The 23443-nt window shown below is 66.2% G+C and carries 30 protein-coding genes; 26 read left to right on the top strand and 4 right to left on the bottom strand.

The genetic code is table 11. The annotated features are described in order from the left end of the window. Positions 1 to 55 precede the first annotated feature (55 nt). A complete protein-coding gene (locus G1C96_RS04450) occupies positions 56 to 1429 on the bottom strand; it encodes an ROK family transcriptional regulator (RefSeq protein WP_205832046.1) in 1374 nt (457 codons plus the stop codon). A gap of 407 nt (positions 1430 to 1836) precedes the next feature. Here G1C96_RS04450 and adhE point away from each other — a divergent pair, with 407 nt between their 5' ends. After that, positions 1837 to 4578, top strand: coding sequence for a bifunctional acetaldehyde-CoA/alcohol dehydrogenase (adhE, locus tag G1C96_RS04445; RefSeq protein ID WP_169275450.1), 2742 nt, complete (start codon positions 1837 to 1839; stop codon positions 4576 to 4578). 227 nt (positions 4579 to 4805) lie between these two features. Next, on the top strand, positions 4806 to 5741 hold the full coding sequence (locus G1C96_RS04440) for a YwiC-like family protein (protein ID WP_169275449.1): 936 nt from the start codon (positions 4806 to 4808) through the stop codon (positions 5739 to 5741). A gap of 66 nt (positions 5742 to 5807) precedes the next feature. On the opposite strand, the gene budA is transcribed toward G1C96_RS04440, so the two are convergent. After that, positions 5808 to 6572 (bottom strand): acetolactate decarboxylase, encoded by a 765-nt coding sequence (budA, locus tag G1C96_RS04435; protein ID WP_169275448.1) that lies wholly within the window; start codon positions 6570 to 6572, stop codon positions 5808 to 5810. 325 nt (positions 6573 to 6897) lie between these two features. Here budA and G1C96_RS04430 point away from each other — a divergent pair, with 325 nt between their 5' ends. Further along, the gene (locus G1C96_RS04430) at positions 6898 to 7830 is read left to right on the top strand and encodes a glycosyltransferase family 2 protein (protein ID WP_335341923.1); all 933 of its coding nucleotides are present in this window, start codon (positions 6898 to 6900) and stop codon (positions 7828 to 7830) included. A gap of 521 nt (positions 7831 to 8351) precedes the next feature. On the opposite strand, the gene G1C96_RS04425 is transcribed toward G1C96_RS04430, so the two are convergent. After that, positions 8352 to 9521 (bottom strand): type IV toxin-antitoxin system AbiEi family antitoxin domain-containing protein, encoded by a 1170-nt coding sequence (locus tag G1C96_RS04425; protein WP_169275446.1) that lies wholly within the window; start codon positions 9519 to 9521, stop codon positions 8352 to 8354. Between the two features lie 688 nt (positions 9522 to 10209). Between G1C96_RS04425 and rpsJ the strand changes: the two genes are divergently transcribed. From rpsJ to G1C96_RS04310, 23 genes are all read left to right on the top strand, one after another. Beyond that, the gene (rpsJ, locus tag G1C96_RS04420; protein WP_003827292.1) at positions 10210 to 10518 is read left to right on the top strand and encodes a 30S ribosomal protein S10; all 309 of its coding nucleotides are present in this window, start codon (positions 10210 to 10212) and stop codon (positions 10516 to 10518) included. A 17-nt stretch (positions 10519 to 10535) separates the two neighbouring features. Continuing rightward, complete coding sequence (gene rplC, locus G1C96_RS04415; protein ID WP_169275445.1) at positions 10536 to 11189, top strand: 50S ribosomal protein L3; 654 nt, start codon at positions 10536 to 10538, stop codon at positions 11187 to 11189. A 6-nt stretch (positions 11190 to 11195) separates the two neighbouring features. Further along, a complete protein-coding gene (rplD, locus tag G1C96_RS04410) occupies positions 11196 to 11861 on the top strand; it encodes a 50S ribosomal protein L4 (protein WP_169275444.1) in 666 nt (221 codons plus the stop codon). 5 nt (positions 11862 to 11866) lie between these two features. Continuing rightward, positions 11867 to 12163, top strand: a complete 297-nt coding sequence (gene rplW / locus G1C96_RS04405; RefSeq protein WP_169275443.1) for a 50S ribosomal protein L23 — start codon at positions 11867 to 11869, stop codon at positions 12161 to 12163. Positions 12164 to 12199: 36 nt separating this feature from the next. After that, complete coding sequence (gene rplB, locus G1C96_RS04400; protein ID WP_169275442.1) at positions 12200 to 13030, top strand: 50S ribosomal protein L2; 831 nt, start codon at positions 12200 to 12202, stop codon at positions 13028 to 13030. A 15-nt stretch (positions 13031 to 13045) separates the two neighbouring features. After that, positions 13046 to 13324: a 30S ribosomal protein S19 gene (gene rpsS, locus G1C96_RS04395; RefSeq protein WP_003814508.1), complete on the top strand. Its 279-nt coding sequence runs from the start codon at positions 13046 to 13048 to the stop codon at positions 13322 to 13324. A gap of 20 nt (positions 13325 to 13344) precedes the next feature. Further along, positions 13345 to 13704 (top strand): 50S ribosomal protein L22, encoded by a 360-nt coding sequence (gene rplV / locus G1C96_RS04390; protein WP_169275441.1) that lies wholly within the window; start codon positions 13345 to 13347, stop codon positions 13702 to 13704. A gap of 2 nt (positions 13705 to 13706) precedes the next feature. Then, positions 13707 to 14504 carry a 30S ribosomal protein S3 gene (gene rpsC, locus G1C96_RS04385; protein WP_169275440.1) on the top strand — a complete coding sequence of 266 codons (798 nt, stop codon included), beginning with the start codon at positions 13707 to 13709 and terminating at the stop codon, positions 14502 to 14504. A 4-nt stretch (positions 14505 to 14508) separates the two neighbouring features. After that, positions 14509 to 14928: a 50S ribosomal protein L16 gene (gene rplP / locus G1C96_RS04380; RefSeq protein ID WP_169275439.1), complete on the top strand. Its 420-nt coding sequence runs from the start codon at positions 14509 to 14511 to the stop codon at positions 14926 to 14928. Continuing rightward, complete coding sequence (rpmC, locus tag G1C96_RS04375) at positions 14928 to 15191, top strand: 50S ribosomal protein L29 (protein WP_169275438.1); 264 nt, start codon at positions 14928 to 14930, stop codon at positions 15189 to 15191. The genes rplP and rpmC overlap by 1 nt, the downstream gene beginning before the upstream one ends. A 2-nt stretch (positions 15192 to 15193) precedes the next feature. Continuing rightward, positions 15194 to 15457: a 30S ribosomal protein S17 gene (gene rpsQ / locus G1C96_RS04370; RefSeq protein ID WP_169275437.1), complete on the top strand. Its 264-nt coding sequence runs from the start codon at positions 15194 to 15196 to the stop codon at positions 15455 to 15457. Between the two features lie 103 nt (positions 15458 to 15560). Further along, complete coding sequence (gene rplN, locus G1C96_RS04365) at positions 15561 to 15929, top strand: 50S ribosomal protein L14 (protein WP_169275436.1); 369 nt, start codon at positions 15561 to 15563, stop codon at positions 15927 to 15929. A 2-nt stretch (positions 15930 to 15931) separates the two neighbouring features. Next, on the top strand, positions 15932 to 16267 hold the full coding sequence (gene rplX, locus G1C96_RS04360; protein ID WP_169275435.1) for a 50S ribosomal protein L24: 336 nt from the start codon (positions 15932 to 15934) through the stop codon (positions 16265 to 16267). Beyond that, the gene (gene rplE / locus G1C96_RS04355) at positions 16264 to 16839 is read left to right on the top strand and encodes a 50S ribosomal protein L5 (RefSeq protein WP_169275434.1); all 576 of its coding nucleotides are present in this window, start codon (positions 16264 to 16266) and stop codon (positions 16837 to 16839) included. Before rplX ends, rplE begins: the two co-directional genes overlap by 4 nt. Before the next feature lies 1 nt (position 16840). Then, complete coding sequence (locus G1C96_RS04350; protein ID WP_033493929.1) at positions 16841 to 17026, top strand: type Z 30S ribosomal protein S14; 186 nt, start codon at positions 16841 to 16843, stop codon at positions 17024 to 17026. A 79-nt stretch (positions 17027 to 17105) separates the two neighbouring features. Next, positions 17106 to 17504 carry a 30S ribosomal protein S8 gene (gene rpsH, locus G1C96_RS04345; RefSeq protein WP_169275433.1) on the top strand — a complete coding sequence of 133 codons (399 nt, stop codon included), beginning with the start codon at positions 17106 to 17108 and terminating at the stop codon, positions 17502 to 17504. A 17-nt stretch (positions 17505 to 17521) separates the two neighbouring features. Beyond that, positions 17522 to 18061 (top strand): 50S ribosomal protein L6, encoded by a 540-nt coding sequence (gene rplF, locus G1C96_RS04340; protein WP_169275432.1) that lies wholly within the window; start codon positions 17522 to 17524, stop codon positions 18059 to 18061. Position 18062: 1 nt separating this feature from the next. Further along, on the top strand, positions 18063 to 18434 hold the full coding sequence (rplR, locus tag G1C96_RS04335; RefSeq protein WP_169275431.1) for a 50S ribosomal protein L18: 372 nt from the start codon (positions 18063 to 18065) through the stop codon (positions 18432 to 18434). Continuing rightward, entirely contained in the window at positions 18431 to 19168 is a 738-nt protein-coding gene (rpsE, locus tag G1C96_RS04330) for a 30S ribosomal protein S5 (RefSeq protein WP_169275430.1), read from the top strand. The genes rplR and rpsE overlap by 4 nt, the downstream gene beginning before the upstream one ends. A 2-nt stretch (positions 19169 to 19170) precedes the next feature. Beyond that, complete coding sequence (rpmD, locus tag G1C96_RS04325; protein ID WP_169275429.1) at positions 19171 to 19353, top strand: 50S ribosomal protein L30; 183 nt, start codon at positions 19171 to 19173, stop codon at positions 19351 to 19353. A gap of 2 nt (positions 19354 to 19355) precedes the next feature. Further along, positions 19356 to 19814: a 50S ribosomal protein L15 gene (rplO, locus tag G1C96_RS04320; protein ID WP_169275428.1), complete on the top strand. Its 459-nt coding sequence runs from the start codon at positions 19356 to 19358 to the stop codon at positions 19812 to 19814. Positions 19815 to 20091: 277 nt separating this feature from the next. Beyond that, on the top strand, positions 20092 to 21426 hold the full coding sequence (gene secY / locus G1C96_RS04315; RefSeq protein ID WP_169275427.1) for a preprotein translocase subunit SecY: 1335 nt from the start codon (positions 20092 to 20094) through the stop codon (positions 21424 to 21426). Positions 21427 to 21523: 97 nt separating this feature from the next. Next, the gene (locus G1C96_RS04310; protein WP_169275426.1) at positions 21524 to 22087 is read left to right on the top strand and encodes an adenylate kinase; all 564 of its coding nucleotides are present in this window, start codon (positions 21524 to 21526) and stop codon (positions 22085 to 22087) included. Positions 22088 to 22173: 86 nt separating this feature from the next. Here the strand turns inward: G1C96_RS04310 and G1C96_RS04305 are convergent, their stop codons facing one another. Then, positions 22174 to 23379, bottom strand: a complete 1206-nt coding sequence (locus G1C96_RS04305; protein WP_169275425.1) for a Gfo/Idh/MocA family protein — start codon at positions 23377 to 23379, stop codon at positions 22174 to 22176. Between the last annotated feature and the right edge of the window lie 64 nt (positions 23380 to 23443).

Genomic DNA, 23443 nt, shown 5'->3' with positions numbered 1-23443 from the left:
CGCCGGCGGGTTTCGGGCCCGGCGCCCGCGGTTCCGCCATGCACGGCACGGCCGGTCAGACGCCGAACAGGCCGTCCAGGTACGGCCTCACGAACCGCAGCGCCGCGCCCGTCGCGCATGCGCCGTCGTCGCAGGACGCGGTGCGCAGCGTGAGGGCGGGACCCGTGCCGCCGGTGCCGTGCGCGTCGGCGCCTGTGTTGGCGTCTGCACCGGTGCCGTACGCGTCGTCGTTCATGACGTTGGCGTCCGCGTGGCCGCCGACGCTTTGCGCGTCGAGATCCGCCACGCGTCGCGTGAGTGCGGCGATGTCCGCGTCGTCCAGGTACTGCGCGGCCTCCCCGCCCACGATCACGTCCCCCGGCACCACGGATCGCGCGTTGGCGATGGCCAGCGCCACATGGTCCAGCCACCGGTTCATGCGTTCGCGGTGATGCGTCTCGCCCTGTTCCAGCACGCTGAAGAAGCCCGGGATGCTCTCGTAGTCCTCCGGCAGCGTCTCCAGCGAACAGTAGGCGTCCATGCACCCGCGCCGGCCGCAGCGGCATTCGCGCCCTCCCGGCACCAGCGTCATGTGCTCGATGGCGCAGCCGGGCAGCACGGAGTCGTTCACGATCATCGCGCCGGAGGGGCGGCGGTCCAGATAGATGCACAGGGCGTTGCGCAGCGTGCGGTCGTGCCAGAGCTCGGCGAAGGCGGCGGCCTGCGGCGGGCGCACCGTGGCGCATGGGGCGGGGGAGTGCCGGGCGAAGGCGACGGCGACGGACTGCGCGGCGGACGGCTGCGAGATGGGCGGCTGCTGTGCGGGAGACGACTGCACGGCGAACGGCTGCGCGGCGGGCGTCCGTGCGGCGGGTGACTGCGCGGCGGGCGTCCGCGCGTGGTCCGGTCGATGTTCCGCGCCCGCGCCGGCCGCATCCGGCAGGCAGACGCCGGCGCCGATCACCGCCCCGCATTCCGCCGCGAATTCGCCCACGATGCCGCCGACGCGCTGGCGGTAGGCGACGTCCGCGCGGTACGGCAGCGATCGGACGCGCTCCATGACCACGTTGCCGTACAGGTCCACCGCGCGCAGCAGCAGCGTCGTGGGGCCGGCCTGCGCGCCCACGGCGAGGCGATGCCGGGGGTTGAACGCGTAGCCGCGCGCCCTGCGCCCGCCGGTGGAGGAGAGCGCGTCCCCGGGCATCGCCAGACCCTCCTCCAGCATGGCGTGCAGGTTCTGCGTGACGGTGGGCAGGCTGAGGCCCAGATTCGCGGCCAGCTCCTGGCGGGTGACGCGTTCGCGTCCGTACAGGTAGCGGAGCATCGCGGCCCGGTTGCGGCGGCGCACGTCGTCCGGCGTCGTGGCGCGGGCGGGTGCGGGTGCGGGTGCCTGCGGGAGCGGTGCCGGCGTGGTGTGCGTGCGCGCGGCCGGAGTGGATGCGGCTGACATGGGACGGGCCTTCCTCGCCGCGGCGGCGATGCCGCGACGTACTTTCATAAAATTGTTTTATCGAAATACTACATCGTTCCGACAATAAGGAAAGTCGCTTTATGGAAGTGGCATCGTGGCGCGCCGTGGAATGGTGTGATGTAGGGGCGGAAAGCGAACAGAAGGTATCAAATAGCCATATTTCCGCTAGTGAATGTGAGTTTCAACGATATTTACTCACAAAAACAGCTCGTAATCGAACATCAAGCGCACGACACATGACCTCGATGCGGCGCGTGGCGCTCTTCGGTACATTGTGACTCAGGTCACATCGCATGTGACGGCATCGCCATGAGGCGAACGGCGGAGACGCCGGACAAACGAACACGGACTTTGCCCAACAACCGTCATCCATCAAGGAGGATATCGTGGCAGAAGCGAAGCAGAACACCGAGGCCGTCGAGCCCACCAAGCCGACTCCGGAGGAGAAGCAGGCGGCCGCGGAGGCCGAGGTCGACGCGCTCGTGAAGAAGGCGCTCGTCGCGCTCGACGAGTTCGAGAAGCTCGACCAGCAGCAGGTCGACCACATCGTCGCCAAGGCGTCCGTCGCCGCGCTGAACAAGCACCTGGTGCTCGCCAGGATGGCCGTCGAGGAGACCGGCCGTGGCCTCGTGGAGGACAAGGCCACCAAGAACATCTTCGCGTGCGAGCACGTCACCCACTACATGGCCGGCCAGAAGACCGTGGGCCTGATCCGCGAGGACGACATCATGGGCATCGACGAGGTCGCCGAGCCCGTGGGCGTGGTCGCCGGCGTCACCCCGGTCACCAACCCCACCTCCACCGCCATCTTCAAGTCCCTCATCGCGCTGAAGACCCGCTGTCCGATCGTCTTCGGCTTCCACCCCGGCGCGCAGAACTCCTCCGTGGCCGCCGCGAAGATCGTGCGCGACGCCGCCATCGAGGCCGGCGCCCCCGCCAACTGCATCCAGTGGATCGAGCACCCGTCCATCGAGGCCACCGGCGCCCTGATGAAGCACCCGGGCATCGCCACCATCCTCGCCACCGGCGGCCCCGGCATGGTCAAGGCCGCGTACTCCTCCGGCAAGCCCGCCCTCGGCGTGGGCGCCGGCAACGCCCCGGCCTACGTGGACGCGGACGTGGACATCGTGCGCGCCGCCAACGACCTCATCCTGTCCAAGCACTTCGACTACGGCATGATCTGCGCCACCGAGCAGGCCATCATCGCCCACAAGGACGTCTACGCGCCGCTCGTCAAGGAGCTCAAGCGCCGCAAGGCCTACTTCGTGAACGCGGAGGAGAAGGCCAAGCTCGAGCAGTACATGTTCGGCTGCACCTCGTTCTCCGGCGGCACCCCCAGGCTCAACTCCGTGGTGCCGGGCAAGTCCCCGCAGTTCATCGCCCGCGCCGCCGGCTTCGAGATCCCCGAGGACGCCACCATCCTCGCCGCCGAGTGCACCGAGGTCTCGGACAACGAGCCGCTCACCCACGAGAAGCTCGCCCCGGTGCAGGCCGTCCTCAAGGCCGACTCCAAGGAGCAGGCGTTCGAGATGTGCGAGGCCATGCTCAGGCTCGGCGCCGGCCACACCGCCGCCATCCACACCAACAACCAGGATCTGGTGCGCGAGTACGGCCTGCGCATGCACGCCTGCCGCATCATCTGGAACCAGCCGAGCTCGCTGGGCGGCGTGGGCGACATCTACAACGCCATCGCCCCGTCCCTCACCCTGGGCTGCGGCTCCTACGGCGGCAACTCCGTCTCCGGCAACGTGCAGGCCGTGAACCTCATCAACATCAAGCGCATCGCGCGGAGGAACAACAACATGCAGTGGTTCAAGATCCCGGCCAAGACCTACTTCGAGCCGAACGCCATCAAGTACCTGCGCGACATGTACGGCATCGAGAAGGCCGTCATCGTGTGCGACAAGGTCATGGAGCAGCTCGGCATCATCGACAAGGTCATCGACCAGCTGCGCGCGCGTTCCAACCGCGTCACCTTCCGCATCATCGACTACGTCGAGCCGGAGCCCTCCGTCGAGACCGTCGAGCGCGGCGCCGAGATGATGCGCGAGGAGTTCGAGCCGGACACCATCATCGCGGTCGGCGGCGGCTCCCCGATGGACGCGGCCAAGATCATGTGGCTGCTCTACGAGCACCCGGAGATCTCCTTCTCCGACGTGCGCGAGAAGTTCTTCGACATCCGCAAGCGCGCCTTCAAGATCCCGCCGCTGGGCAAGAAGGCCAAGCTCGTGTGCGTGCCCACCTCCTCCGGCACCGGCTCCGAGGTGACGCCGTTCGCCGTGATCACCGACCACAAGACCGGCTACAAGTACCCGATCACCGACTACGCGCTCACCCCGTCCGTGGCCATCGTGGACCCGGTGCTCGCCCGCACCCAGCCGCGCAAGCTCGCCTCCGACGCCGGCTTCGACGCCCTGACCCACTCCATGGAGGCCTACGTCTCCGTGTACGCCAACGACTTCACCGACGGCATGGCCCTGCACGCGGCCAAGCTCATCTGGGACAACCTGGCGGAGTCCGTCAACGGCGAACCGGGCCTGGCCAAGACCACCGCGCAGGAGAAGATGCACAACGCCGCCACCATGGCCGGCATGGCGTTCGGCTCCGCGTTCCTGGGCATGTGCCACGGCATGGCGCACACCATCGGCGCCCTGTGCCACATCGCGCACGGCCGCACCAACTCCATCCTGCTGCCGTACGTGATCCGCTACAACGGCGAGATCCCGGAGGAGCCCACCAGCTGGCCGAAGTACAACAAGTACATCGCCGCCGAGCGCTACCAGGACATCGCGCGCAACCTCGGCATCGACCCGGGCAAGACCCCGGCCGAAGGCGTCGAGAACCTGGCGAAGGCCGTGGAGGACTACCGCGACAACAAGCTCGGCATGAACAAGTCCTTCCAGGACGCCGGCGTGGACGAGGACTACTTCTGGAGCGTGCTCGACCAGATCGGCATGCGCGCCTACGAGGACCAGTGCACCCCGGCCAACCCGCGCATCCCGATGATCGAGGACATGAAGGACATCGCCATCGCCGCGTACTACGGCGTGCCTCAGGCCGAAGGCCACCGCATCCGCGTGGAGCGCGAGGGCGAGGCGGCCACGGAGGAGGCCTCCCAGCGCGTCTGACCCGCGCGACCCGCGCGTCGGACAATGCCGCCGGCAATCCCGTTGAGGGCGCCGGCGGCGGAGCCGACCGAACCGGCTGAGTGACGCAGGCCCCGGTCTTCCATCAGGGAAGCCGGGGCCTTCCCATATCCGGTGCGGCTGCCGCCGACGCTGCTGCTGCTGCCGCCGACGGCGCATGTCCCCGCAGATCCGCCGTTTCAGCCGTCCATCCCGTATGGTGATGGACCATGAGCAGTACCAGAAGCAGCAGGCGCGGCATGCGCGCCACCGTCCGATCCACCGTGCGCCGATGGGTCCCCGACCATCCCGTCGCATGGGTGACGGCCACCGCCCCGGCCCTCGCCGGCCTCGTCGCCGGCACCGAATACGGACGTCCGACCGTCGCCGCGTTCTGGCTGCTGGCCTGCTGGGTGCTGTGCTACTGCGTGCAGTTCACCGTCGTCCGGTGGCTCAGGTCCGGGTTCGCGCGCCGCTACCGCAATCCGGTCCTCGTCTACTGCGCCGCCCTCGCCGCGGTCGGCGTCCCGTTCGTCGTGCTGCATCCCGGCGTCCTCGCATGGGCGCCCGCGTTCGCGGCGCTCATCGCCGCATCGTTCGTTGCCGCCTACCGGCGTCGGGACCGCTCCCTGTGGGCGAAGGGCATGGTCGTGGCCGCATCCAGTCTGATGCCGTCGCTCACCTACGCCTACGGCATGCTCGGCTCGGGTGCGGGTGCGGGTGCGGGCATCGGCGGCATCGCGGGCGCGGCGTCCGCCGTGTCTTTGGGCGACTGGACGTCGTCGATCCCGCCGATGTCCGACATGGGCATGGCGCTGTTCCGCTACTTCTTCGTCACGCAGTTCGGCTCGGTGCTGTTCGCCGGGACGATGTCCGGCTCGGGCGGCGGCCGGCGGCGTCTCGCCGTCTCGTGGGCGTGGCACGCCGCGTTCGTCGTGTGGTCCGTGCTCGGGCCGCTGCTCGGTCTCGGGCCCGATTCCTCGCTGGGATCGCAGGCCGGCCCGTGGATCGTCGCCGTGGCGTTGCTGCTGCTGGCACGCGCGGTCGTACTTCCGCTGCTCGGGCGGCTGCGGCCGATCCGCCCGCTCGTCACCGGCGCGGTCGAAGGCGTATCGGGCCTCGTCTCATTCGCCGGCAGCATGGGACTGGTGCTCGCCTCGGCATGAGTCCCGCTCGGCGCGGCGCGGCGCGACTCGGGATCGGATGCCTGCGGGACCGCGTGGCCCTGCGGGCTATTTCGCCGTATCGCCCTCCGCCTTGGTGATCGCGTCGGCGATGTTGTCGCGCGTGAAGTCGTGGTTGCGGTACTCGGGGTTGTCCACCGGCAGATGCTGCACCAGCGTGTCGAACACCTGCGTGTGGATCTCGCCGCGCTCCAGCACCGCGTCGAGCACGTGCCCGCCGATCGAATGGTCGTCGGCCAGGAAGTGCTCGTGGAATCCGGCCACCGCGGCGCCATGGAACATGACGGGGGAGAAGTAGCCGAGCATCGTGCCGCGCACGTCCTGCCCGAGGAAGATCGCCTGCCGGTCCGCCACCTCCTCCAGCGTGGGGTACGGCGCCTGCTGCTTGATCACCGCGCGCGTCTTCATGAAGCTGAACGTGCCGCGCACGATCACCGCGAAGAACGTGTTCGCGCGCCCGTTCGCCTCCACGATGCGCCGGTTCAGCTCCTCCAGGCCGATGTCGGCGCGCTCGCACTGGTACTGGAACGCCGCGCGATGCATCGTGGCGAACGGCATCGTGAAATCGTCCGGCACCGGCTCCACGACGCCCGTGCGGCCCACGCGCCACGCCTTGCCGTCGAGCACGATGATCTCGCCGTCGAGCCCTTCGCCGGTGCCGATGCCGGTGTCGCCCTGCGCGAGCAGCTCGCCCATGGTCGTCGTGCCCTCCAGCAGGCCGGGCACCAGCAACGCCAGTGTGCCGTGCTGGTACAGCACGTTCGCCCGATGCTCGGTGATCGGTTCGATGTTCTTCGCGATGGATGCGCTCATGCCTTCACCATAAGGCACGCGTCCCGGCCGCGCCAGAGGCGGCTCACCGGCCGATGAGGCCGTGGAAGAGCCGCCGGCGTCTGTAGCATTTTCGATTCGTGTGGTGGTTCTCGGGTGCTATCCGGCAGTTCCCTGAAGAACCACCACACGAATCGAAAATGCGACCGGTAGATCCCCTCGCAGCGGCGTGCGCGGGCGGATCCGCGAGTGAAATGCGTCCCGCGGCGCTAGGATCGGTGGCATGAACGCTCATCGGCAATCGGAGGAGACATTTTCGGAGACGGCCACGGCGTCGGTGTCTTCGGCGTCGGTGTCTTCGGTGGCGGTGTCTTCGTCAGCGGCATCGGCATCGGACGTCACCGTCATCATCACCAGCTTCGATCAGGGCCGCATGCCCGTCGCCGCGGCCCGGTCGGCGCTGCGCCAGACCATGTGCCCCGCGCGCGTCATCGTCGTGGACGACGGCTCCACGGACCCCGCGTCCGTGGCCGCGCTGGACGAACTGTCCGCGCTCGACGGCGTCACGCTGATCCGGCAGACCAACGCCGGTGTATCGGCCGCGCGCAACGCGGGCATCGCCGCGGCGCGCACACCATATATATGCGTGCTGGACGGCGACGATCTGCTCATGCCGGGATTCCTTGCCTCCGCGGTCGCGCTGCTCGATGCGGATCCGCATATGGTGGCCGCCTCGTCGTGGCTCAAATGCTACGGCGTGCTGGACTGCGTGGTGCGTCCGGGCGGCGGCCGCATCGAGGACTTCCTGCCGCGCAACGCCTGCCCGGCCGATTGCGTGTTCCGTCGCGAGCTGTGGGAGCGTGCCGGCGGCTACGACGAGACGATGCGCGAGGGCTTCGAGGACTGGGAGTTCATGCTGCGCCTGCTGGAGGCGGGCGGCGAGGACACGGCCGTGGGCATCGTGCCGGAGCCGCTGATCAACTACCGCACGGCGCCGGGCAGCTCCAACGTCAGGAGCATGCGCAGGCGCACCAGGCTGCTGGGACGGATCATCGAACGTCATCGCGCGTCATACGCCGCGCACATGGAGTCCGCGCTGTTGGCGCTCGACGCGCTGGCCGGCGAGCGTCTGGGCATGTGGGAGGACGCCGTGCAGGTGCATCCCGAGCTGCGGCAGCATTCGATGCGCACGCGCGGCTTTCTCGAGCATCCGTCGTACGGCGACGGCGGCATGGCCTCCGCCGTGCGCATCAACCGCGCCCGCTGCTCCGCCCCGTTCTATCCGGCCGACGCCTCCTGACGTTCTTGCCGATGTCCTCTGACGTTCCCGCCGACGCCTCCTGACGTTCCCCCGATGCCTCCTGACTCTCCGGAATCGTCCGATCCGTTGCCGCCCGATCGCATTGCCTCCGCCTGCCTGCGGGCAGACGTGCCTTCCCGTTTGTTCCGGTCCCCCCTGATATGCAGATCTGCCGATCCTCGGCATGTGGTTTCAAAGAATCGGCAGATCTGCGCTGATTGGAGCGGTTTTAGCCGCCGTAGCGCGTATTTCTGCCGATCCTTGCGATTCGCATGCCAAGGATCGGCAGAAATACATGATCGACGCACCGCGAAATGCTTCCTTGACTCATTTGCGGCGGAGAGACACGATGCGATGGCATTGCCCACCGTGCGCCACCGTGCTCCACCGTGCTCCGTGGCGCCCAATAGTGATCGCGGCGACGGTGCTGCATCGCTCATTGCCTTGCGAAGACGAAGCGCCGTGTCATGCGTCCGGTGCGCGTCGGGGACGGTGCGCGTCGGAACGTGTCGCGGGACGCATCAGTGCACGAACGGCGACGGCGGGATCACGGGCGGCACCCCTTTGGGAACGCCCGCGATGTCGAGCTTGCGCTGCAGCGTCCATGGCTCCTGCGTGACTTCGCGGTATGTGGTGCGCACGATGCCGACGTTGCCGTTGAGCATCAGATCGCCTTCGCGGCGCTTCTCCGCGAGCACGACGTCCACGGCGTCGCCGCCGGCCGTCATCGAGGGATTCTCGTATTTCTCGCGTCCGTCCAGCTCGAGGACGATCAGCCGTCCGTCCGTCAGACTCCATAGGAAATCGACGCGCCAGGATTGTCCGTTCAACGGGCTTCGGAACCATTGCTGCAGTTCGGGCGGGACGTATCCCCACGCGATGAGCTGTGCCCGCAGTATCGACTCGCCGCCGTTCTCGCTGCGTCCGTCCACATGCGAGGCCACGAACAGCGCTCGTCGTATGCCGTAGCGACTGCCCAGCCGCTCGCAGTACGCTATGAACTCCTCCCTGTCGATGCGATGGATGCGCAGTGCGGCGTCGCAGATCGCCAACGCCTGCGGGAACGGCAGCGATCGGGCGCAGTCGAACATGGTCCGCAGCAGGTCCGTGACGCGTACCCCGTCGCTGCGGCGCACGTCCAACGGCGCTACGTAGTGGAATCTTCGATAGCCGCGATTGCGAGACATCGTGCCGTGCGACGCTGCCAGGTGCACGAAGTCATGCATCGCATATGTCTCATTGAGTCCCCATGCCGCCGCGGCGCTGACGTTGCAGAATATCCATGCCGGGTGCATGTCCTGCACCGCCCGCAGCGTGTGCATGATGCGTTCGCGGTAGTCGAGGCTCTGCCAATATGCGGGACGCGCGAACAGGTCGGGGTGTACCGCGACGATTTCGCCGGTCTCGACGCGTCCGCGAAAGGACTGGCGTAGCGTCCGGTCCTTCGTCCATGCGCACATGCGGGCCTGCTCCGCTTGTCGTAGCGTGTATTCGATTCGGTCGTTGCGTTGCATGACCCAAGCGTAGGGAAAAGTCACGGTGCGAAGAAATCCTGCGGATCCTGTGGTCGAATGTGGGGCGTGCGCGTGTCGCGACCGTGCCCGCCGATGAATGACCGCCGCCGGCGGTTGTCTCGCGCGTCCATCCGCTCGCTGCGTGGCCGAGCGAATGGACGATGGATCGTGCGTCATGCGAACGGTTGGTCGGGTCTGCCGTTTCTGACCCGTTCGCGAACGTCCCGGGGCGAGGCGGGAGCCGTCGCGGGAGTGATCCCGGTGGCGGGCGCCATGCGATGCAGATCTGCCGATCCTTGGCACGCGCTGCGCAGGAATATGCAGAAATGCGTTCTACGGAGCCCGAAAGTGCTTCGATCAGCGCATATCTGCAGATTCTTGCGAAACGCGTGCCAAGGATAGGCAGATTGGCGGTGACGGGCGGGGCTGCCGGTGGTCTGCCGGTATGCGATGCCGAGCCGACGTCGAACCGACACCGGGGAGACGCGGGCGGGAAAACGGCATGAGGGCGGGGCATGCAAAGCGCGACACGTCCACGGCGCCGTGAAGGCGGCAGCCCGGTGGGCTGCCGGTAGGCGACGCCGAGCCGACGCCAAGGAGGCGAGGGCAGGAAAACGGCATGAGGGCGGGGCGCGCAAAGCGCGACACGCCCGAATTCTGCTAGGGGCAGGGATGGTGCTTTAATAGTCAAGTTGCCTGTTTTTGGGCTCGCAAATTGGAAATAACAAAGCGAGCGCGGATTCACTCCGCGCACTGATGTGGTGTGCCGCCATGAGGACGTGTGTCCAATGGGGGTCATGCGCGCCGGTGCCCTTGAAGAAGCAGGTTGGTAATAGTAACGAATCGCTAGAAAGGGCGGACGGCAATGGCGGGACAGAAAATCCGCATCAGGCTTAAGTCCTATGACCACGAGGTCATCGACCAATCGGCGAAGAAGATCGTCGAAACGGTGACGAACGCGGGCGCAACTGTTGTTGGCCCCGTTCCGCTGCCGACCGAGAAGAACGTGTTCTGCGTTATCCGTTCTCCTCACAAGTACAAGGATTCCCGCGAGCACTTCGAGATGCGCACGCACAAGCGTCTCATCGACATCGTGGACCCGACCCCCAAGGCCGTGGATTCGCTGATGCACATCGATCTGCCGGCGGACGTCAACATCGAGATCAAGCTGTAAGGGAGGAGGAGACCATCATGACTTCGCAGCGTGGCAGCCACAAGGCTATGCTCGGCAAGAAGCTCGGCATGTCCCAGGTCTGGGACGAGAATGGCTTCTTCGTCCCCGTCACCTTGGTGGAGGTCTCCACCAACGTGGTGACCGCCGTCAAGTCCGAGGAGACCGACGGCTACAAGGCCGTCCAGATCGGCTACGGCCAGATCGACCCCACCAAGGTGACCAAGCCGCTCGCCGGCCACTTCGCCAAGGCGGGCGTCACCCCGCGTCGCCACCTCGTCGAGGTGCGCACCGAGGACGCCGAGACCTACGAGCCCGGCCAGGAGATCACCGCCGAGGTGTTCGCCGAGGGTTCCGAGGTCGACGTCACCGGCACCACCAAGGGCAAGGGCTTCGCCGGCACCATCAAGCGCTGGGGCTTCAAGTCCTACCGTCGTACCCACGGTTCTCACAAGAACGAACGTCGTCCCGGTTCCGTCGGCGCCTGCGCCACCCCGGGCCGCATCCTCAAGGGCAAGCGCATGGCCGGCCGCATGGGCCACGTCACCGCCACCGTGCAGAACCTCACCGTCGTGTCCTCCGATGTGGAGAACGGCGTGCTGGCTCTCAAGGGCGCCGTCCCCGGCCCCAAGGGCAGCATCGTCCTCGTCCGCACCGCAGTGAAGGGAGCCTGATAACTCATGGCTAACATCGCTCTGAACATCACGGACGCCCAGGGCCAGGCCGCCGGCACGGTGGACGCCCCCGCTGAGCTCTTCGGCTTCTCCGCCGAGGAAGTGCAGAACCACGTCCCGCTGATCCACCAGGTCGTCATCGCCCAGCTCGCCGCTGCCCGTCAGGGCACCCACGCCACCAAGACCCGTGGCATGGTCTCCGGCGGCGGCAAGAAGCCGTGGAAGCAGAAGGGCACCGGTCGTGCCCGCCAGGGCTCCATCCGCGCCCCGCAGTGGTACCACGGCGGCACCGTCCACGGCCCGCAGCCGCGTGACTACTCCCAGCGCACCCCCAAGAAGATGAAGGCCGCAGCCCTGCGCTACGTCCTCTCCGACCGCGCCAACGCCGGTCGCGTGCACGTGGTCGACTTCGGCGTCGCCGAGACTCCGTCCACCAAGGCCGCCGTCAAGGCCCTTGCCGTGACCGAGAACCGTTTCACCACGGTCGTGCTCTCCCGCGAAAACGTGAACGAGTGGCTGTCCGTTCGCAACCTGCCCACCGTGCACCCGATTTTCGCCGATCAGCTCAACACCTACGACGTGGTCACCGCCCAGGACGTCGTCTTCACCAAGGAGGCCTTCGAGGCCTTCGTGGCTGCCAAGACCGCTCCTGCCGAGACCAAGGAGGCCTGATCCTCATGGCAGCTATTCACAACCCCGCATACGACGTGATCATCAAGCCCGTCGTCTCCGAGAAGAGCTACGCCAACTCTGACCGCGGCCAGTACACCTTCGTGGTGGCCAACGACGCCAACAAGGTTCAGATCAAGCAGGCTATCGAGCAGATCTTCAAGGTGAAGGTGACGAACGTCAACACGCTCAACCGTGCTGGCAAGAAGACCCGCAGCCGCTTCGGCATCGGTCAGCGCGTCAACCAGAAGCGCGCCATCGTGACCGTGGCCGAGGGCCAGTCGATCGACATCTTCGGCAACTGAAGGCTAGCCGAGAAAAGTTAAAGGAAGAACTACATTATGGCTATCCGCGTTTATAAGCCGACGACTGCAGGCCGCCGCAACGCGTCCGTTTCGGATTTCTCCGAGATCACGCGTTCCACGCCTGAGAAGTCGCTGGTTCGCAAGCTGACCAAGACCGGCGGTCGCAACTCCTACGGCCGTATGACCTCCCGCCACCGCGGCGGCGGCCACAAGCGCGCCTACCGTCTCATCGACTTCAAGCGTTGGGACAAGGACGGCGTGCCCGCCACCGTGGCCGAGATCGAGTACGATCCGAACCGCTCCGCCCGCATCGCCCTCCTGCACTACGCCGACGGCGAGAAGCGCTACATCATCGCGCCGAAGGGCGTCAAGCAGGGCGACCGCATCGAGACCGGCGAGCAGGCCGACATCAAGCCGGGCAACAACCTGCCGCTGAAGAACATCCCCACCGGTACCGTGGTGCACAACATCGAGCTCCGCCCGCTCGGCGGCGCGAAGATCGCGCGTTCCGCCGGTGCCGCCGTCCAGCTCGTCGCCAAGGACGGCGCCTACGCCCAGCTGCGTATGCCGTCCGGCGAGATCCGCAACGTCGACGCGCGCTGCCGCGCGACCGTCGGCGAGGTGGGTAACGAGGAGCACGCCAACATCCAGCTCGGCAAGGCCGGCCGCGCCCGCTGGGTCGGCAAGCGTCCGTGGACCCGTGGTGAGTCCATGAACCCGGTCGACCACCCGCACGGCGGTCGTACCCGCGGCGGCAAGCCGCCGGTGTCGCCTTGGGGCAAGGGTGAGGTTCGTACTCGCCGTCCGAAGAAGGCTTCGAACAAGATGATCGTTCGTCGCCGTCCGAATGGTAAGAACCGCAAGTAAGGGAGTATCGAGAAGATGACTCGTAGCATCAAGAAGGGCCCCTTCGTCGACGCCCACTTGCAGAAGAAAGTCGACGAGCAGAACGAGAAGGGCACGAAGAACGTCATCAAGACGTGGTCGCGCCGCTCGATGATCACCCCCGATTTCATCGGCCACACCTTCGCCGTTCACGATGGCCGCAAGCATGTCCCGGTGTTCGTCACCGAGGCCATGGTGGGCCACAAGCTCGGAGAGTTCGCCCCGACCAAGACCTTCAAGGGTCACGTGAAGGACGACAAGAAAGCACGCCGCTGAGGCAGGAAGAGTAGAGACACATGGAAGCTAAAGCAATTGCCCGTCACGTCCGCGTGACGCCTCGCAAGGCTCGCCGCGTTGTCGACCTCATCCGAGGCAAGCAGGCGACCGAAGCCATCACCATCCTCAAGTTCGCCCCGCAGGATGCCGCCACCCCGGTGCGCAAGGTCCTGGAGAGCGCCATCGCCAACGCGCGCGTCAAGGCCGACAAGGCCAACGAGCCGTTCCGCGAGAACGAACTGGTCATCAAGGAGACCTACGTCGATGAGGGCGTGACCATGAAGCGCTTCCGCGCTCGCGCCCAGGGCCGTGCGGGCCGCATCAACAAGCGCACGTCCCACATCACCGTCGTCGTCGCCAACAAGGAAGGAGCCCGCTAAAGATGGGTCAGAAGATCAATCCCTTTGGCTACCGTCTGGGCATCACCGAGAACCACCGCTCCAAGTGGTTCTCCGATTCCGCCAAGGCCGGCGAACGCTACCGCGACTTCGTGCTTGAGGACGATCAGATCCGCAAGGAGATGAGCAAGGACCTCGAGCGCGCCGGCGTGAGCAAGATCGTGATCGAGCGCACCCGCGACCGCGTGCGTGTGGACATCCACACCGCCCGCCCGGGCATCGTCATCGGCCGCCGCGGCGCCGAGGCCGAGCGCGTCCGCGCCAAGCTCGAGAAGATGACCGGCAAGCAGGTCCAGCTCAACATCTTCGAGGTCAAGAACGCCGCGCTGGACGCCCAGCTCGTCGCTCAGGGCATCGCGGAGCAGCTGACCAACCGCGTCACCTTCCGCCGCGCGATGCGCAAGGCCCAGCAGGACGCTATGCGTGCTGGCGCCAAGGGCATCCGCATCAAGCTCTCCGGCCGCCTCGGCGGTGCGGAAATGAGCCGTTCCGAGTTCTACCGCGAGGGTCGCGTTCCGCTGCAGACCCTGCGCGCCCTGATTGATTACGGCTTCTTCGAGGCCCGCACCACCTACGGCCGCATCGGCGTGAAGGTGTGGATCTACAAGGGCGATATGACCGAGCGTGAGTTCGAAGAGCAGCAGGCTCAGCAGAACAACCGCCCCGGCCGCCGTGGCGATCGCGATCGCCGTCCGCGCCGTGGCAACCGTTCCGCCGAGGCTCAGCAGCAGGCCGCTCCGGCCGCCGCCGAGGCCCCTGCCGCCACGGAAACGAAGGAGTGAGCTGATGCTTATCCCAAAGAGGACCAAGTACCGCAAGCAGCACCGTCCTACCCGTCGTGGTATGACCAAGGGCGGCGCCGAGATCGCGTTCGGTGATTTCGGCATCCAGGCCCTGGCGCCGGCCTACGTGACCAACCGTCAGATCGAGGCCGCCCGTATCGCCATGACCCGCTACATCAAGCGTGGCGGTCGTGTGTGGATCAACATCTTCCCGGATCGTCCGCTGACCAAGCACGCTCTCGGCGCCCGAATGGGTTCCGGTAAGGGTGCTCCGGAATTCTGGATCGCCAACATCCACCCCGGCCGTGTGCTCTTCGAGATCGGCGGCGTGTCCGAGGACGTCGCTCGCGAGGCCCTGCGTCGCGCGATCGACAAGCTCCCCATGAAGTGCCGTGTGATTGCTCGTGAAGGCGGTGACATCTGATGGCAGTCGGAACCCAGGAATATTCCATCAAGAATCTGACCGAGAAGACCAACGCTGAGATCGAGGACTTCATCAAGAAGTCCAAGGAGGAGCTCTTCAACCTCCGTTTCCAGGCGGCCACCGGTCAGCTCGACAACTCCTCTCGTCTGAAGGCCGTCAAGCACGACATCGCCCGCATGTACACCGTGCTGCGCGAGCGCGAGCTTGGCATCGTCCCGACGCCGGCCGAGGAGTCCGCCGAGACTAAGGCTGAGGAGAAGTGAACATGGCTGAGGAACAGCGCAATTTCCGCAAGGTTCGCCGTGGTTACGTCGTGTCCGACTCCATGGACAAGACCATCACGGTTGAGCTCGAGCAGCGTTCGACCCACCCGCTGTACGGCAAGGTCGTCCGCACCACCAGCAAGGTCAAGGCCCATGATGAGCAAAACGCCGCACACGTTGGCGATTTTGTGAGTATTATGGAGACTCGGCCTCTGAGCAAGACCAAGCGTTGGCGTCTCGAATCCATCATCGAGCGCGCCAAGTAAACAAGTTCGGCAAGGCTCCGCGTACACCGTGGCGCCACTGACCAGGAGACTGGCTGGTGGCGCCGCGGTGTGCGGGGAGAACCAGCTCGGCTAAGGAGAATCAATGATTCAGCAGGAATCGCGGCTTCATGTCGCCGACAACACGGGTGCCAAGGAACTCCTTGCCATTCGCGTGCTCGGTGGATCGAAGCGACGCTATGCCGGCTTGGGCGACGTGATCGTCGCCTCCGTCAAGGACGCCATCCCCGGCGGGTCGGTCAAGAAGGGTGACGTGGTGAAGGCCGTCGTCGTCCGCACCGTCAAGGAGCACCGTCGCGTCGACGGCTCCTACATCAAGTTCGACGAGAACGCCGCCGTCATTCTCGGCTCCGGCCGTGAACCGAAGGGCACTCGTATTTTCGGACCGATCGCCCGTGAGCTTCGCGACAAGAAGTTCATGCGCATCGTGTCCCTCGCCCCGGAGGTGATCTGAGTATGGTAGCCAAGATCAAGACCGGCGACCAGGTCAAGGTCATCCGCGGCAAGGATCGCGGCAAGGAGGGCAAGGTCCTCCGCGTGCTCAAGGACGATCGTCTGATCGTCGAGGGCGTGCAGATCGTCAAGAAGCACGTGCGCGCCACCCAGCAGGGCGAGCAGGCCGGCATCGTCTCCGTCGAGGCTCCGATCCATCGCTCCAACGTGATGCTGATCGACCCGGAGACCGGCAAGCCCACCCGCGTCGGCGTGATCGTGAAGGAAGAAGCCCGCGACGGCAAGGTGAAGACCGTGCGCGTCCGCGTGGCCAAGAAGTCAGGCAAGGAGCTGGCATGAGCGATACTACCGCAGTTGAAGCGCCTGCAGTCCCGCGCTTGAAGCAGCAGTACAAGGACGTCATCATCCCCGAGCTCGAGAAGGAGTTCAACTACTCCAACCCGATGCAGGTGGCGCGTCTCCAGAAGGTCGTCGTCTCCATGGGCGTCGGTGCCGCGGCCCGCGACTCCAAGCTCATCGAGGGCGCCGTCAAGGACCTCACCCTGATCACCGGCCAGAAGCCGAAGATCACCAAGGCCAAGAAGTCCGTCGCGCAGTTCCACCTGCGTGAGGGTCAGGCCATCGGCGCGTACGTCACCCTGCGTGGCGACCGCATGTGGGAGTTCCTCGATCGTCTCCTGACGCTGGCCCTGCCGCGCATCCGCGACTTCCGCGGCATCAACGGCAACCAGTTCGACGGCCAGGGCAACTACAACTTCGGCCTCACGGAGCAGTCCATGTTCCACGAGATCGATCCCGATTCGATCGATCACCAGCGCGGCATGGACATCACCGTGGTGACCAGCACCAAGGACGACAAGGAAGCCAGCGTGCTGCTCAAGCACCTCGGCTTCCCCTTCAAGGAGAACTGATATGGCAAAAACCGCTCTTAAGAACAAGGCGGCCGGCAAGCCGAAGTTCAAGGTGCGTGCCTACACGCGCTGCCAGGTGTGCGGTCGTCCCCATTCCGTGTACCGCAAGTTCGGCCTGTGCCGCGTCTGCCTTCGCGAGAAGGCCCACCGCGGCGAGCTGCCCGGCGTGACGAAGTCCAGTTGGTAAACATCGACGCCGAAGGTCCGCGGCCCCAGCCCATCGGGCAGGCGGCGGAAACCACGACGAGAAAGGGCATAAGCCCACAATGACAATGACAGATCCGATCGCAGACATGCTTACGCGTCTGCGTAACGCGAGCGCGGCTAAGCACACCACCGTTGACATGCCGTACTCGAAGTTCAAGGCCAACATCGCGCAGATCCTCAAGCGCGAAGGCTACATCGCCGACTTCTCCGCCAAGGAAGCGAAGGTCGGCCAGACCCTTGAGGTCACCCTCAAGTACGGTCCGAACGGCGAGCGCTCCCTGCAGGGCATCAAGCGCATCTCCAAGCCGGGCCTGCGTCGCTACGCGAAGTCCGATTCCCTGCCCATGCCTCTGGGCGGCCTCGGCATCGCCATCATCTCGACCTCGTCGGGACTGCTGACCCAGAAGGAATGCCTGGACAAGGGCATCGGCGGCGAGATCGTCGCCTACGTGTGGTGAGAAAGGAGAGCTGACACATGGCATCGCATATTGGTAAGCTCCCCGTCACCATTCCCGCTGGCGTGGAAGTCACGATCGACGGTCAGAACTTTGCCGCCAAGGGCGCCAAGGGCTCTGACTCCTACGTGATCCCCGAGGGCATCACCGCCGTCGTCGAGGGCAACGAGATCATCCTCACCCCGGCCGATGACCTCCGTCCGACCCGTGCCAAGCACGGTCTGTCCCGCTCGATCATCGCCTCGATGGTCAAGGGCGTGCACGACGGCTACGAGAAGCACCTGCTCATCGTCGGCACCGGTTACCGTGCCGCCATGAAGGGCAAGGGCATCGAGTTCTCCCTCGGCTACTCCCACACCATCACGGTCGAGGCTCCCGAAGGCATCACCTTCGAGCTGCCGAACCCGAACGAGGTCGTGGTGAAGGGCACCGACAAGCAGCAGGTCGGCCAGGTCGCGGCGAACATCCGCAAGCTTCGTGCTCCGGAACCCTACAAGGGCAAGGGCATCAAGTATGCCGATGAGCACATCCTGCGCAAGGCTGGAAAGGCTGGTAAGTAATATGACCGTCCAGATTTTCGGTAAGGGCAAGAAGGTCGCTCTCCAGCGTCGTCACGCGCGTCTTCGCAAGAAGATCGTCGGCACCCCCGAGCGTCCGCGTCTCGTCGTCACCCGTTCCAACCGCCACATGGTCGCTCAGATCGTGGATGACACCAAGGGCGTCACCCTCGTTTCCGAGTCCACCCTGCACAACGATTTCCAGGGCTTCGAGGGCACCAAGACCGAGGCTGCAAAGCACGTCGGCGAGCTGCTCGCGAAGAAGGCCCAGGAGGCCGGCATCACTGCAGTGGTCTTCGACCGCGGCGGCAACAAGTACACCGGTCGCGTCGCAGCCGTTGCTGAGGGCGCCCGCGAGGGAGGTCTGGCACTGTGAGCGACAACGAAAAGGAAACTCAAGTGGCTGAAGAAACCCAGAACACCGTGGCCACCGAAGAGACCAAGAACAACGACGACCGTCGCGGCGGCCGTCGCGGCCAGCGCGGTGAAGGTCGTCGCGGCGAGCGCCGCAACCGTCGCGAAGAGAACAAGGGCGATGAGCTCCTCGATCGCGTGGTGACCATCAACCGCGTCTCCAAGACCCACAAGGGTGGCCGTACGTTCAGCTTCGCCGCCCTCGTGGTGGTCGGCGACGGCAACGGCACCGTGGGCGTCGGCTACGGCAAGTCCCGTGAGGTCCCGGCGGCCATCGCCAAGGGCCAGCTGGACGCCAAGAAGCACATGTTCTCCGTCCCGCGCGTGCGCGGCACCGTCACCCACCCGGTGATCGGTCACGACGCCGCAGGCACCGTCCTGCTGCGCCCCGCCGCCCCCGGTACCGGCGTTATCGCCGGTGGCCCGGTCCGCGCCGTCATGGAGTGCGCCGGCATCACCGACATCCTGACCAAGTCCATGGGCTCCGCCACCGCGGTGAACATGGTCCGCGCCACCGTGGATGCCCTCAAGCAGCTCGAGGAGCCCGAGGAGATCGCGGCCCGCCGCGGCCTCACCCTCGAGGAAGTGGCTCCGGACGCGCTCCTGCGCGCCCGCGCCGCCGGCATCGCCGAGGCCCGCAAGGCCCGCGAGGAAGCCGCTGCCGCCAAGGCCGCCGAAGAGAAGGATGGTGAGTGAGCATGGCCAACATCAACATCACTCTGCACCATGGTCTGGTGAATTCCACCCCGAAGCAGCGCGCCGCTGCTCAGACCCTGGGTCTGAACAAGATCGGTAAGACCGTGACCCGCGAGGACACGAAGGCCGTCCGCGGCCAGATCGCCGTCGTGCGTCACCTGGTCACCGTCGAGGAGGCTGACTGATTATGGCTAACGAAGAGACCACCATCCTGCAGATGCATGATCTCAAGCCCGCGCCGGGCGCCAACAAGGACCGCATCCGCGTTGGCCGCGGTGAAGGCTCCAAGGGCAAGACCTCGGGCCGCGGCACCAAGGGCACCAAGGCCCGCTACCAGGTGCGTCCGGGCTTCGAAGGCGGACAGCTGCCGCTGTACATGCGCCTGCCGAAGCTCCGTGGCTTCCGCAACCCCTTCAAGGTCGAGTTCCAGGTCGTCAACGTCGCCCGTCTGGCCGAGGTGTTCCCGGCCGGTGGCGATGTGACCGTGGCCGACCTCGTCGCCAAGGGCCTCGTCCGCGACGGCGCCCCGGTGAAGGTGCTCGGTGACGGCGATCTGGCCGTCGCCCTGAACATCAAGGGCGTCAAGGCTTCCGCCTCCGCCAAGGCCAAGATCGAGGCCGCCGGCGGTTCCGTCTCCGAGGAGTAAGCTTTTCGGGGAAGCGCTGAACAAGCGATGAGATGACCCTCCCCACGCCGCAAGGCGCAGGGAGGGTCATCTGCGTATTCGGTGCGAGTTCGGCGCGCAGCAGGCATCCGCCACGTCGCGTCGCGCGCGGCGACACGCGCGCAGGGCCCGCGAGCGGCCCGCAACGTTCCACGGACGACCTCGAAGGGTTGGGTTTGGTCCTAGGAGCGAGTAGACTCGTTGACAGTTTGTGTTTGTAGACGTTCCGCAATTGGAGCGGTATTCAGGAGGACATCAGGTGAGGACGCTTATCCAGGCCTTTAGAACGAAGGAACTCAGGAAGAAGATCTTCTTCGTGTTCTTCATCATCATCATCTACCGCATCGGCTCGTTCATCCCCACCCCGGGCGTGAGCTACACCGCGGTGCAGAGCTGCATGGCCTCCGCCGGCAGCGAGGACTTCATCGGTCTGGTCAACCTCTTCTCCGGCGGCGCACTGCTCCAGCTGTCGATCTTCGCGCTGGGCGTCATGCCGTACATCACCGCGTCCATCGTGATCCAGCTGCTGCGCGTGGTGATCCCGCGCTTCGAGGCCCTGCACAAGGAGGGCCAGTCCGGCGAGGCCAAGCTCACGCAGTACACGCGTTACCTCACCATCGGACTCGCCGTGCTGCAGTCCACCACCATCCTCGTCACCGCCCGCTCCGGCGCCCTGTTCTCCGGCTGCACCGAGTCCGTCATCCCGGACGGCTCCGTGTGGAACCTGCTCGTCATGGTGCTCATCATGACCGGCGGCACCGGCCTGATCATGTGGATGGCCGAGCTCATCACGGACAAGGGCATCGGCCAGGGCATGTCCATCCTCATCTTCATGTCCATCTGCTCCGGCTTCCTGCCGCAGCTGTGGGAGATCGGCTGGGGCACCAACGGCACCGACGGCAACTGGACCAAGTTCGGCATCGTCGTGGGCGTGCTGCTCGTCATCTTCATCTTCGTGGACTTCGTGGAGCTCTCCCAGCGCCGCATCCCGGTGCAGTACACGCGCCGCATGATCGGCCGCAAGATGTACGGCGGCTCCTCCACCTACCTGCCGCTGAAGATCAACATGTCCGGCGTGATCCCGCCGATCTTCGCGTCGTCCATCCTGGCCATCCCGACCCTGATCTCCCAGTTCGGCAGCTCCGATCAGAGCTGGGTGCAGTGGATCCAGTCGAACCTGGCCTCCACCACCTCCGTGTGGTACATCGCGCTGTACGCGCTGATGATCGTGTTCTTCTGCTTCTTCTACACGTCCATCACGTTCAACCCGGACGAGACGGCCGACAACATGAAGCAGTACGGCGGCTTCATCCCCGGCATCCGCGCGGGTCGCGCCACCAGCGCCTACCTCACCTACGTGATGAACCGCCTCAACACCGTGGGCGCCATCTACCTGCTGTTCGTGGCCCTCATCCCGACCGTGCTCATCATGGCCCTGCAGATCAGCCAGCAGCTGCCCTTCGGCGGCACCACGATCCTGATCATCGCGGGCGTCGGCCTCGACACCCTGCGCCAGGCCAAGGCCCAGACCGAGCAGTTCCAGTACGCCGGCTTCCTCTTCGAGGACGACGCCAAGGCCGTCGAGAAGGACTGAGCGTCCGCTCGTCATGAAGTCCCGCCGCATCGCGCGACGGGACTTCCCGTATCACCGCGATTTTCCAACCACCGCACAACCAGAAAGAGAGATCACCATGCGTCTGCTGATCATGGGTCCCCAGGGCGTCGGCAAGGGCACGCAGGCCGCGCTGCTCGCCGAGCACTACGACATCCCCGCCATCTCCACGGGTGACATCTTCCGCTACAACATCAAGAACAAGACCCCACTCGGCCTCGAGGCGCTCAAGTACACCGACAAGGGCGAGCTGGTCCCCGACGAGCTGACCAACAAGATCGTCAAGGACCGTCTGGCCCAGGACGACGCGAAGAACGGCTGGATCCTCGACGGCTACCCGCGCAACGCCGCACAGGTCGAGGCGCTCGACGCGATCCTCGAGGAGCTGGGCACCCCGCTCGACAAGGTCGTCGCGCTGGACGCCGATCACGACGTGCTCATGGAGCGCATCGCCAAGCGCGCGCAGATCGAGGGCCGCTCGGACGACACGCCCGAGGCCATCGCCAAGCGTCTCGAGACCTACGCCAAGGAGACCGCTCCGCTGCTGGACATCTACCGCGACCGCGGCCAGCTCGTCGCGGTGGACGGCGTGGGCGAGATCAAGGAGATCTCCGCCAACATCATCGCCAAGCTCGACGCCTGAGCATGGCGGCGTCGAACTGACGCGCCGATGTGGCGCAACGGCCCCTGCGGATTGCCGCAGGGGCCGTTCTCGTATTCAGCCGCCGCTCAGGCCTCCGCCCGCTGCGCCCGCTCCTCGTCCACGTGCGCCCGCAGCTCCCGATCGAACCGATCGGCGTCCAGCGGCAGCGCCACGGTCGCGTCGTCCCACGCGGACAAGTACGCCGCATCCGCCAGCTCCAGGCACCGCAGCCCCTCGCGTCCGTCGGCGATGAGCTCCGCCTCGCCCATCACGGCGAACCCGAAGTTCTCCAGCACCTCCCAGTAGTGTTCCAGCCCCACGGGATCGGGGATGCGCTCCTCGCGGTACGCGATCCCCAGTTCGCGCGCGTCGGTGCAGGCGGCCGTGCGCCGGTACTCGTCCGCGTCGCGGTCGTACGTCCACAGGCGCAGCACGTCGCCGTCCATGAGCAGCCGCCCGCGCGAGCCGCGGATGTCGAGCCGCGTCTCCGGAACCGGCTCGCCGGTGGAGATGACGAACGCGCCCGTGCGGCCGTCCGGGTAGGTCATGACCAGCGTGGACTCGTCGTCCACGGCGAAGTCGTTGTACTTGCCGAACGGGATCACCGCGCGCATGGCGGAGGGCATGCCGAACAGCCACTGCCACAGGTCGAGGATGTGCGGACCCTGGCTGGTGAGCACGCCGCCGCCCTCGTGCTCCCAGCTGCTGCGCCACGGGCGCGAATGATGGTAGGAGACCGTGCGGAAGTACTGGGTGTCGGTGAGCTGCATGCGCCGCACCTCGCCCAGCGCACCGTCGCGCAGCAGCTGGCGCACGCGGCGGTGCCTCGCGTAGCAGCGCTGCTGGAAGATCATGCCGAACGTGAGCCCGGTGCGGTCGGCGGCCTCCGTCATCGCGCGGCATTCGCCCAGCGACCGCGCGGCCGGCTTGTCGCACAGCACATGCTTGCCGTGCTCGAACGCCTGCACGGCGAGCGCCGGATGCAGCTCCTGCTGGGTGACGATGAGCACCGCGTCGAAGTCGTCCGCATGACGGTACAGTTCGTCCACGCTCGGGTACGTGGCGGTGCCGGGGCCCAGCGCCTCGGCGGCCCAGCGCTGCGATTCGGGACTGCGGCAGCAGGCCGCGGTCAGGACGAGCGGACCGTCCGGGTGGTCGCGGATGAGCTCGGCGTACTGCCGCCCCATGCCGCCGGTGCCGATCAGCGCGACGCGGACGCGCGCGTCCGGCGCGTGCGGCGTGCCTGATGTGTCCGATGCATTCGGTGCGGTCGGTGTGGTCGGTGCGTGCATGGAAGCCTCCTTGCCTGGGGACGACTGGATCGTCCGGTCCGTCTGTGTTGCGTCGGGACGTCTG

Origin of the sequence: Bifidobacterium moraviense (genome assembly GCF_012932365.1) — a bacterium.
GTDB lineage: Bacteria > Actinomycetota > Actinomycetes > Actinomycetales > Bifidobacteriaceae > Bifidobacterium > Bifidobacterium moraviense.
The sequence above is the reverse complement of the archived record's forward strand: the minus strand, read 5'-3'. Positions and strand labels throughout refer to the sequence as shown.

Coding starts and splice junctions, on each gene's coding strand:
- G1C96_RS04450 (WP_205832046.1), bottom strand. CDS start 1,429: ATGTCAGCCGCATCCACTCCGGCCGCGCGCACGCACACCACGCCGGCA.
- rpsQ (WP_169275437.1), top strand. CDS start 15,194: ATGGCTGAGGAACAGCGCAATTTCCGCAAGGTTCGCCGTGGTTACGTC.
- rplN (WP_169275436.1), top strand. CDS start 15,561: ATGATTCAGCAGGAATCGCGGCTTCATGTCGCCGACAACACGGGTGCC.
- rplC (WP_169275445.1), top strand. CDS start 10,536: ATGACTTCGCAGCGTGGCAGCCACAAGGCTATGCTCGGCAAGAAGCTC.
- rpsS (WP_003814508.1), top strand. CDS start 13,046: ATGACTCGTAGCATCAAGAAGGGCCCCTTCGTCGACGCCCACTTGCAG.
- rplD (WP_169275444.1), top strand. CDS start 11,196: ATGGCTAACATCGCTCTGAACATCACGGACGCCCAGGGCCAGGCCGCC.
- rplB (WP_169275442.1), top strand. CDS start 12,200: ATGGCTATCCGCGTTTATAAGCCGACGACTGCAGGCCGCCGCAACGCG.
- G1C96_RS04310 (WP_169275426.1), top strand. CDS start 21,524: ATGCGTCTGCTGATCATGGGTCCCCAGGGCGTCGGCAAGGGCACGCAG.
- rpsC (WP_169275440.1), top strand. CDS start 13,707: ATGGGTCAGAAGATCAATCCCTTTGGCTACCGTCTGGGCATCACCGAG.
- rplX (WP_169275435.1), top strand. CDS start 15,932: ATGGTAGCCAAGATCAAGACCGGCGACCAGGTCAAGGTCATCCGCGGC.
- rpsJ (WP_003827292.1), top strand. CDS start 10,210: ATGGCGGGACAGAAAATCCGCATCAGGCTTAAGTCCTATGACCACGAG.
- rpmD (WP_169275429.1), top strand. CDS start 19,171: ATGGCCAACATCAACATCACTCTGCACCATGGTCTGGTGAATTCCACC.
- G1C96_RS04440 (WP_169275449.1), top strand. CDS start 4,806: ATGAGCAGTACCAGAAGCAGCAGGCGCGGCATGCGCGCCACCGTCCGA.
- rpsH (WP_169275433.1), top strand. CDS start 17,106: ATGACAATGACAGATCCGATCGCAGACATGCTTACGCGTCTGCGTAAC.
- rplP (WP_169275439.1), top strand. CDS start 14,509: ATGCTTATCCCAAAGAGGACCAAGTACCGCAAGCAGCACCGTCCTACC.
- rplF (WP_169275432.1), top strand. CDS start 17,522: ATGGCATCGCATATTGGTAAGCTCCCCGTCACCATTCCCGCTGGCGTG.
- rplW (WP_169275443.1), top strand. CDS start 11,867: ATGGCAGCTATTCACAACCCCGCATACGACGTGATCATCAAGCCCGTC.
- rplO (WP_169275428.1), top strand. CDS start 19,356: ATGGCTAACGAAGAGACCACCATCCTGCAGATGCATGATCTCAAGCCC.
- G1C96_RS04350 (WP_033493929.1), top strand. CDS start 16,841: ATGGCAAAAACCGCTCTTAAGAACAAGGCGGCCGGCAAGCCGAAGTTC.
- rplE (WP_169275434.1), top strand. CDS start 16,264: ATGAGCGATACTACCGCAGTTGAAGCGCCTGCAGTCCCGCGCTTGAAG.
- rplV (WP_169275441.1), top strand. CDS start 13,345: ATGGAAGCTAAAGCAATTGCCCGTCACGTCCGCGTGACGCCTCGCAAG.
- budA (WP_169275448.1), bottom strand. CDS start 6,572: ATGAGCGCATCCATCGCGAAGAACATCGAACCGATCACCGAGCATCGG.
- G1C96_RS04425 (WP_169275446.1), bottom strand. CDS start 9,521: ATGACGCACGATCCATCGTCCATTCGCTCGGCCACGCAGCGAGCGGAT.
- G1C96_RS04305 (WP_169275425.1), bottom strand. CDS start 23,379: ATGCACGCACCGACCACACCGACCGCACCGAATGCATCGGACACATCA.
- rplR (WP_169275431.1), top strand. CDS start 18,063: ATGACCGTCCAGATTTTCGGTAAGGGCAAGAAGGTCGCTCTCCAGCGT.
- rpmC (WP_169275438.1), top strand. CDS start 14,928: ATGGCAGTCGGAACCCAGGAATATTCCATCAAGAATCTGACCGAGAAG.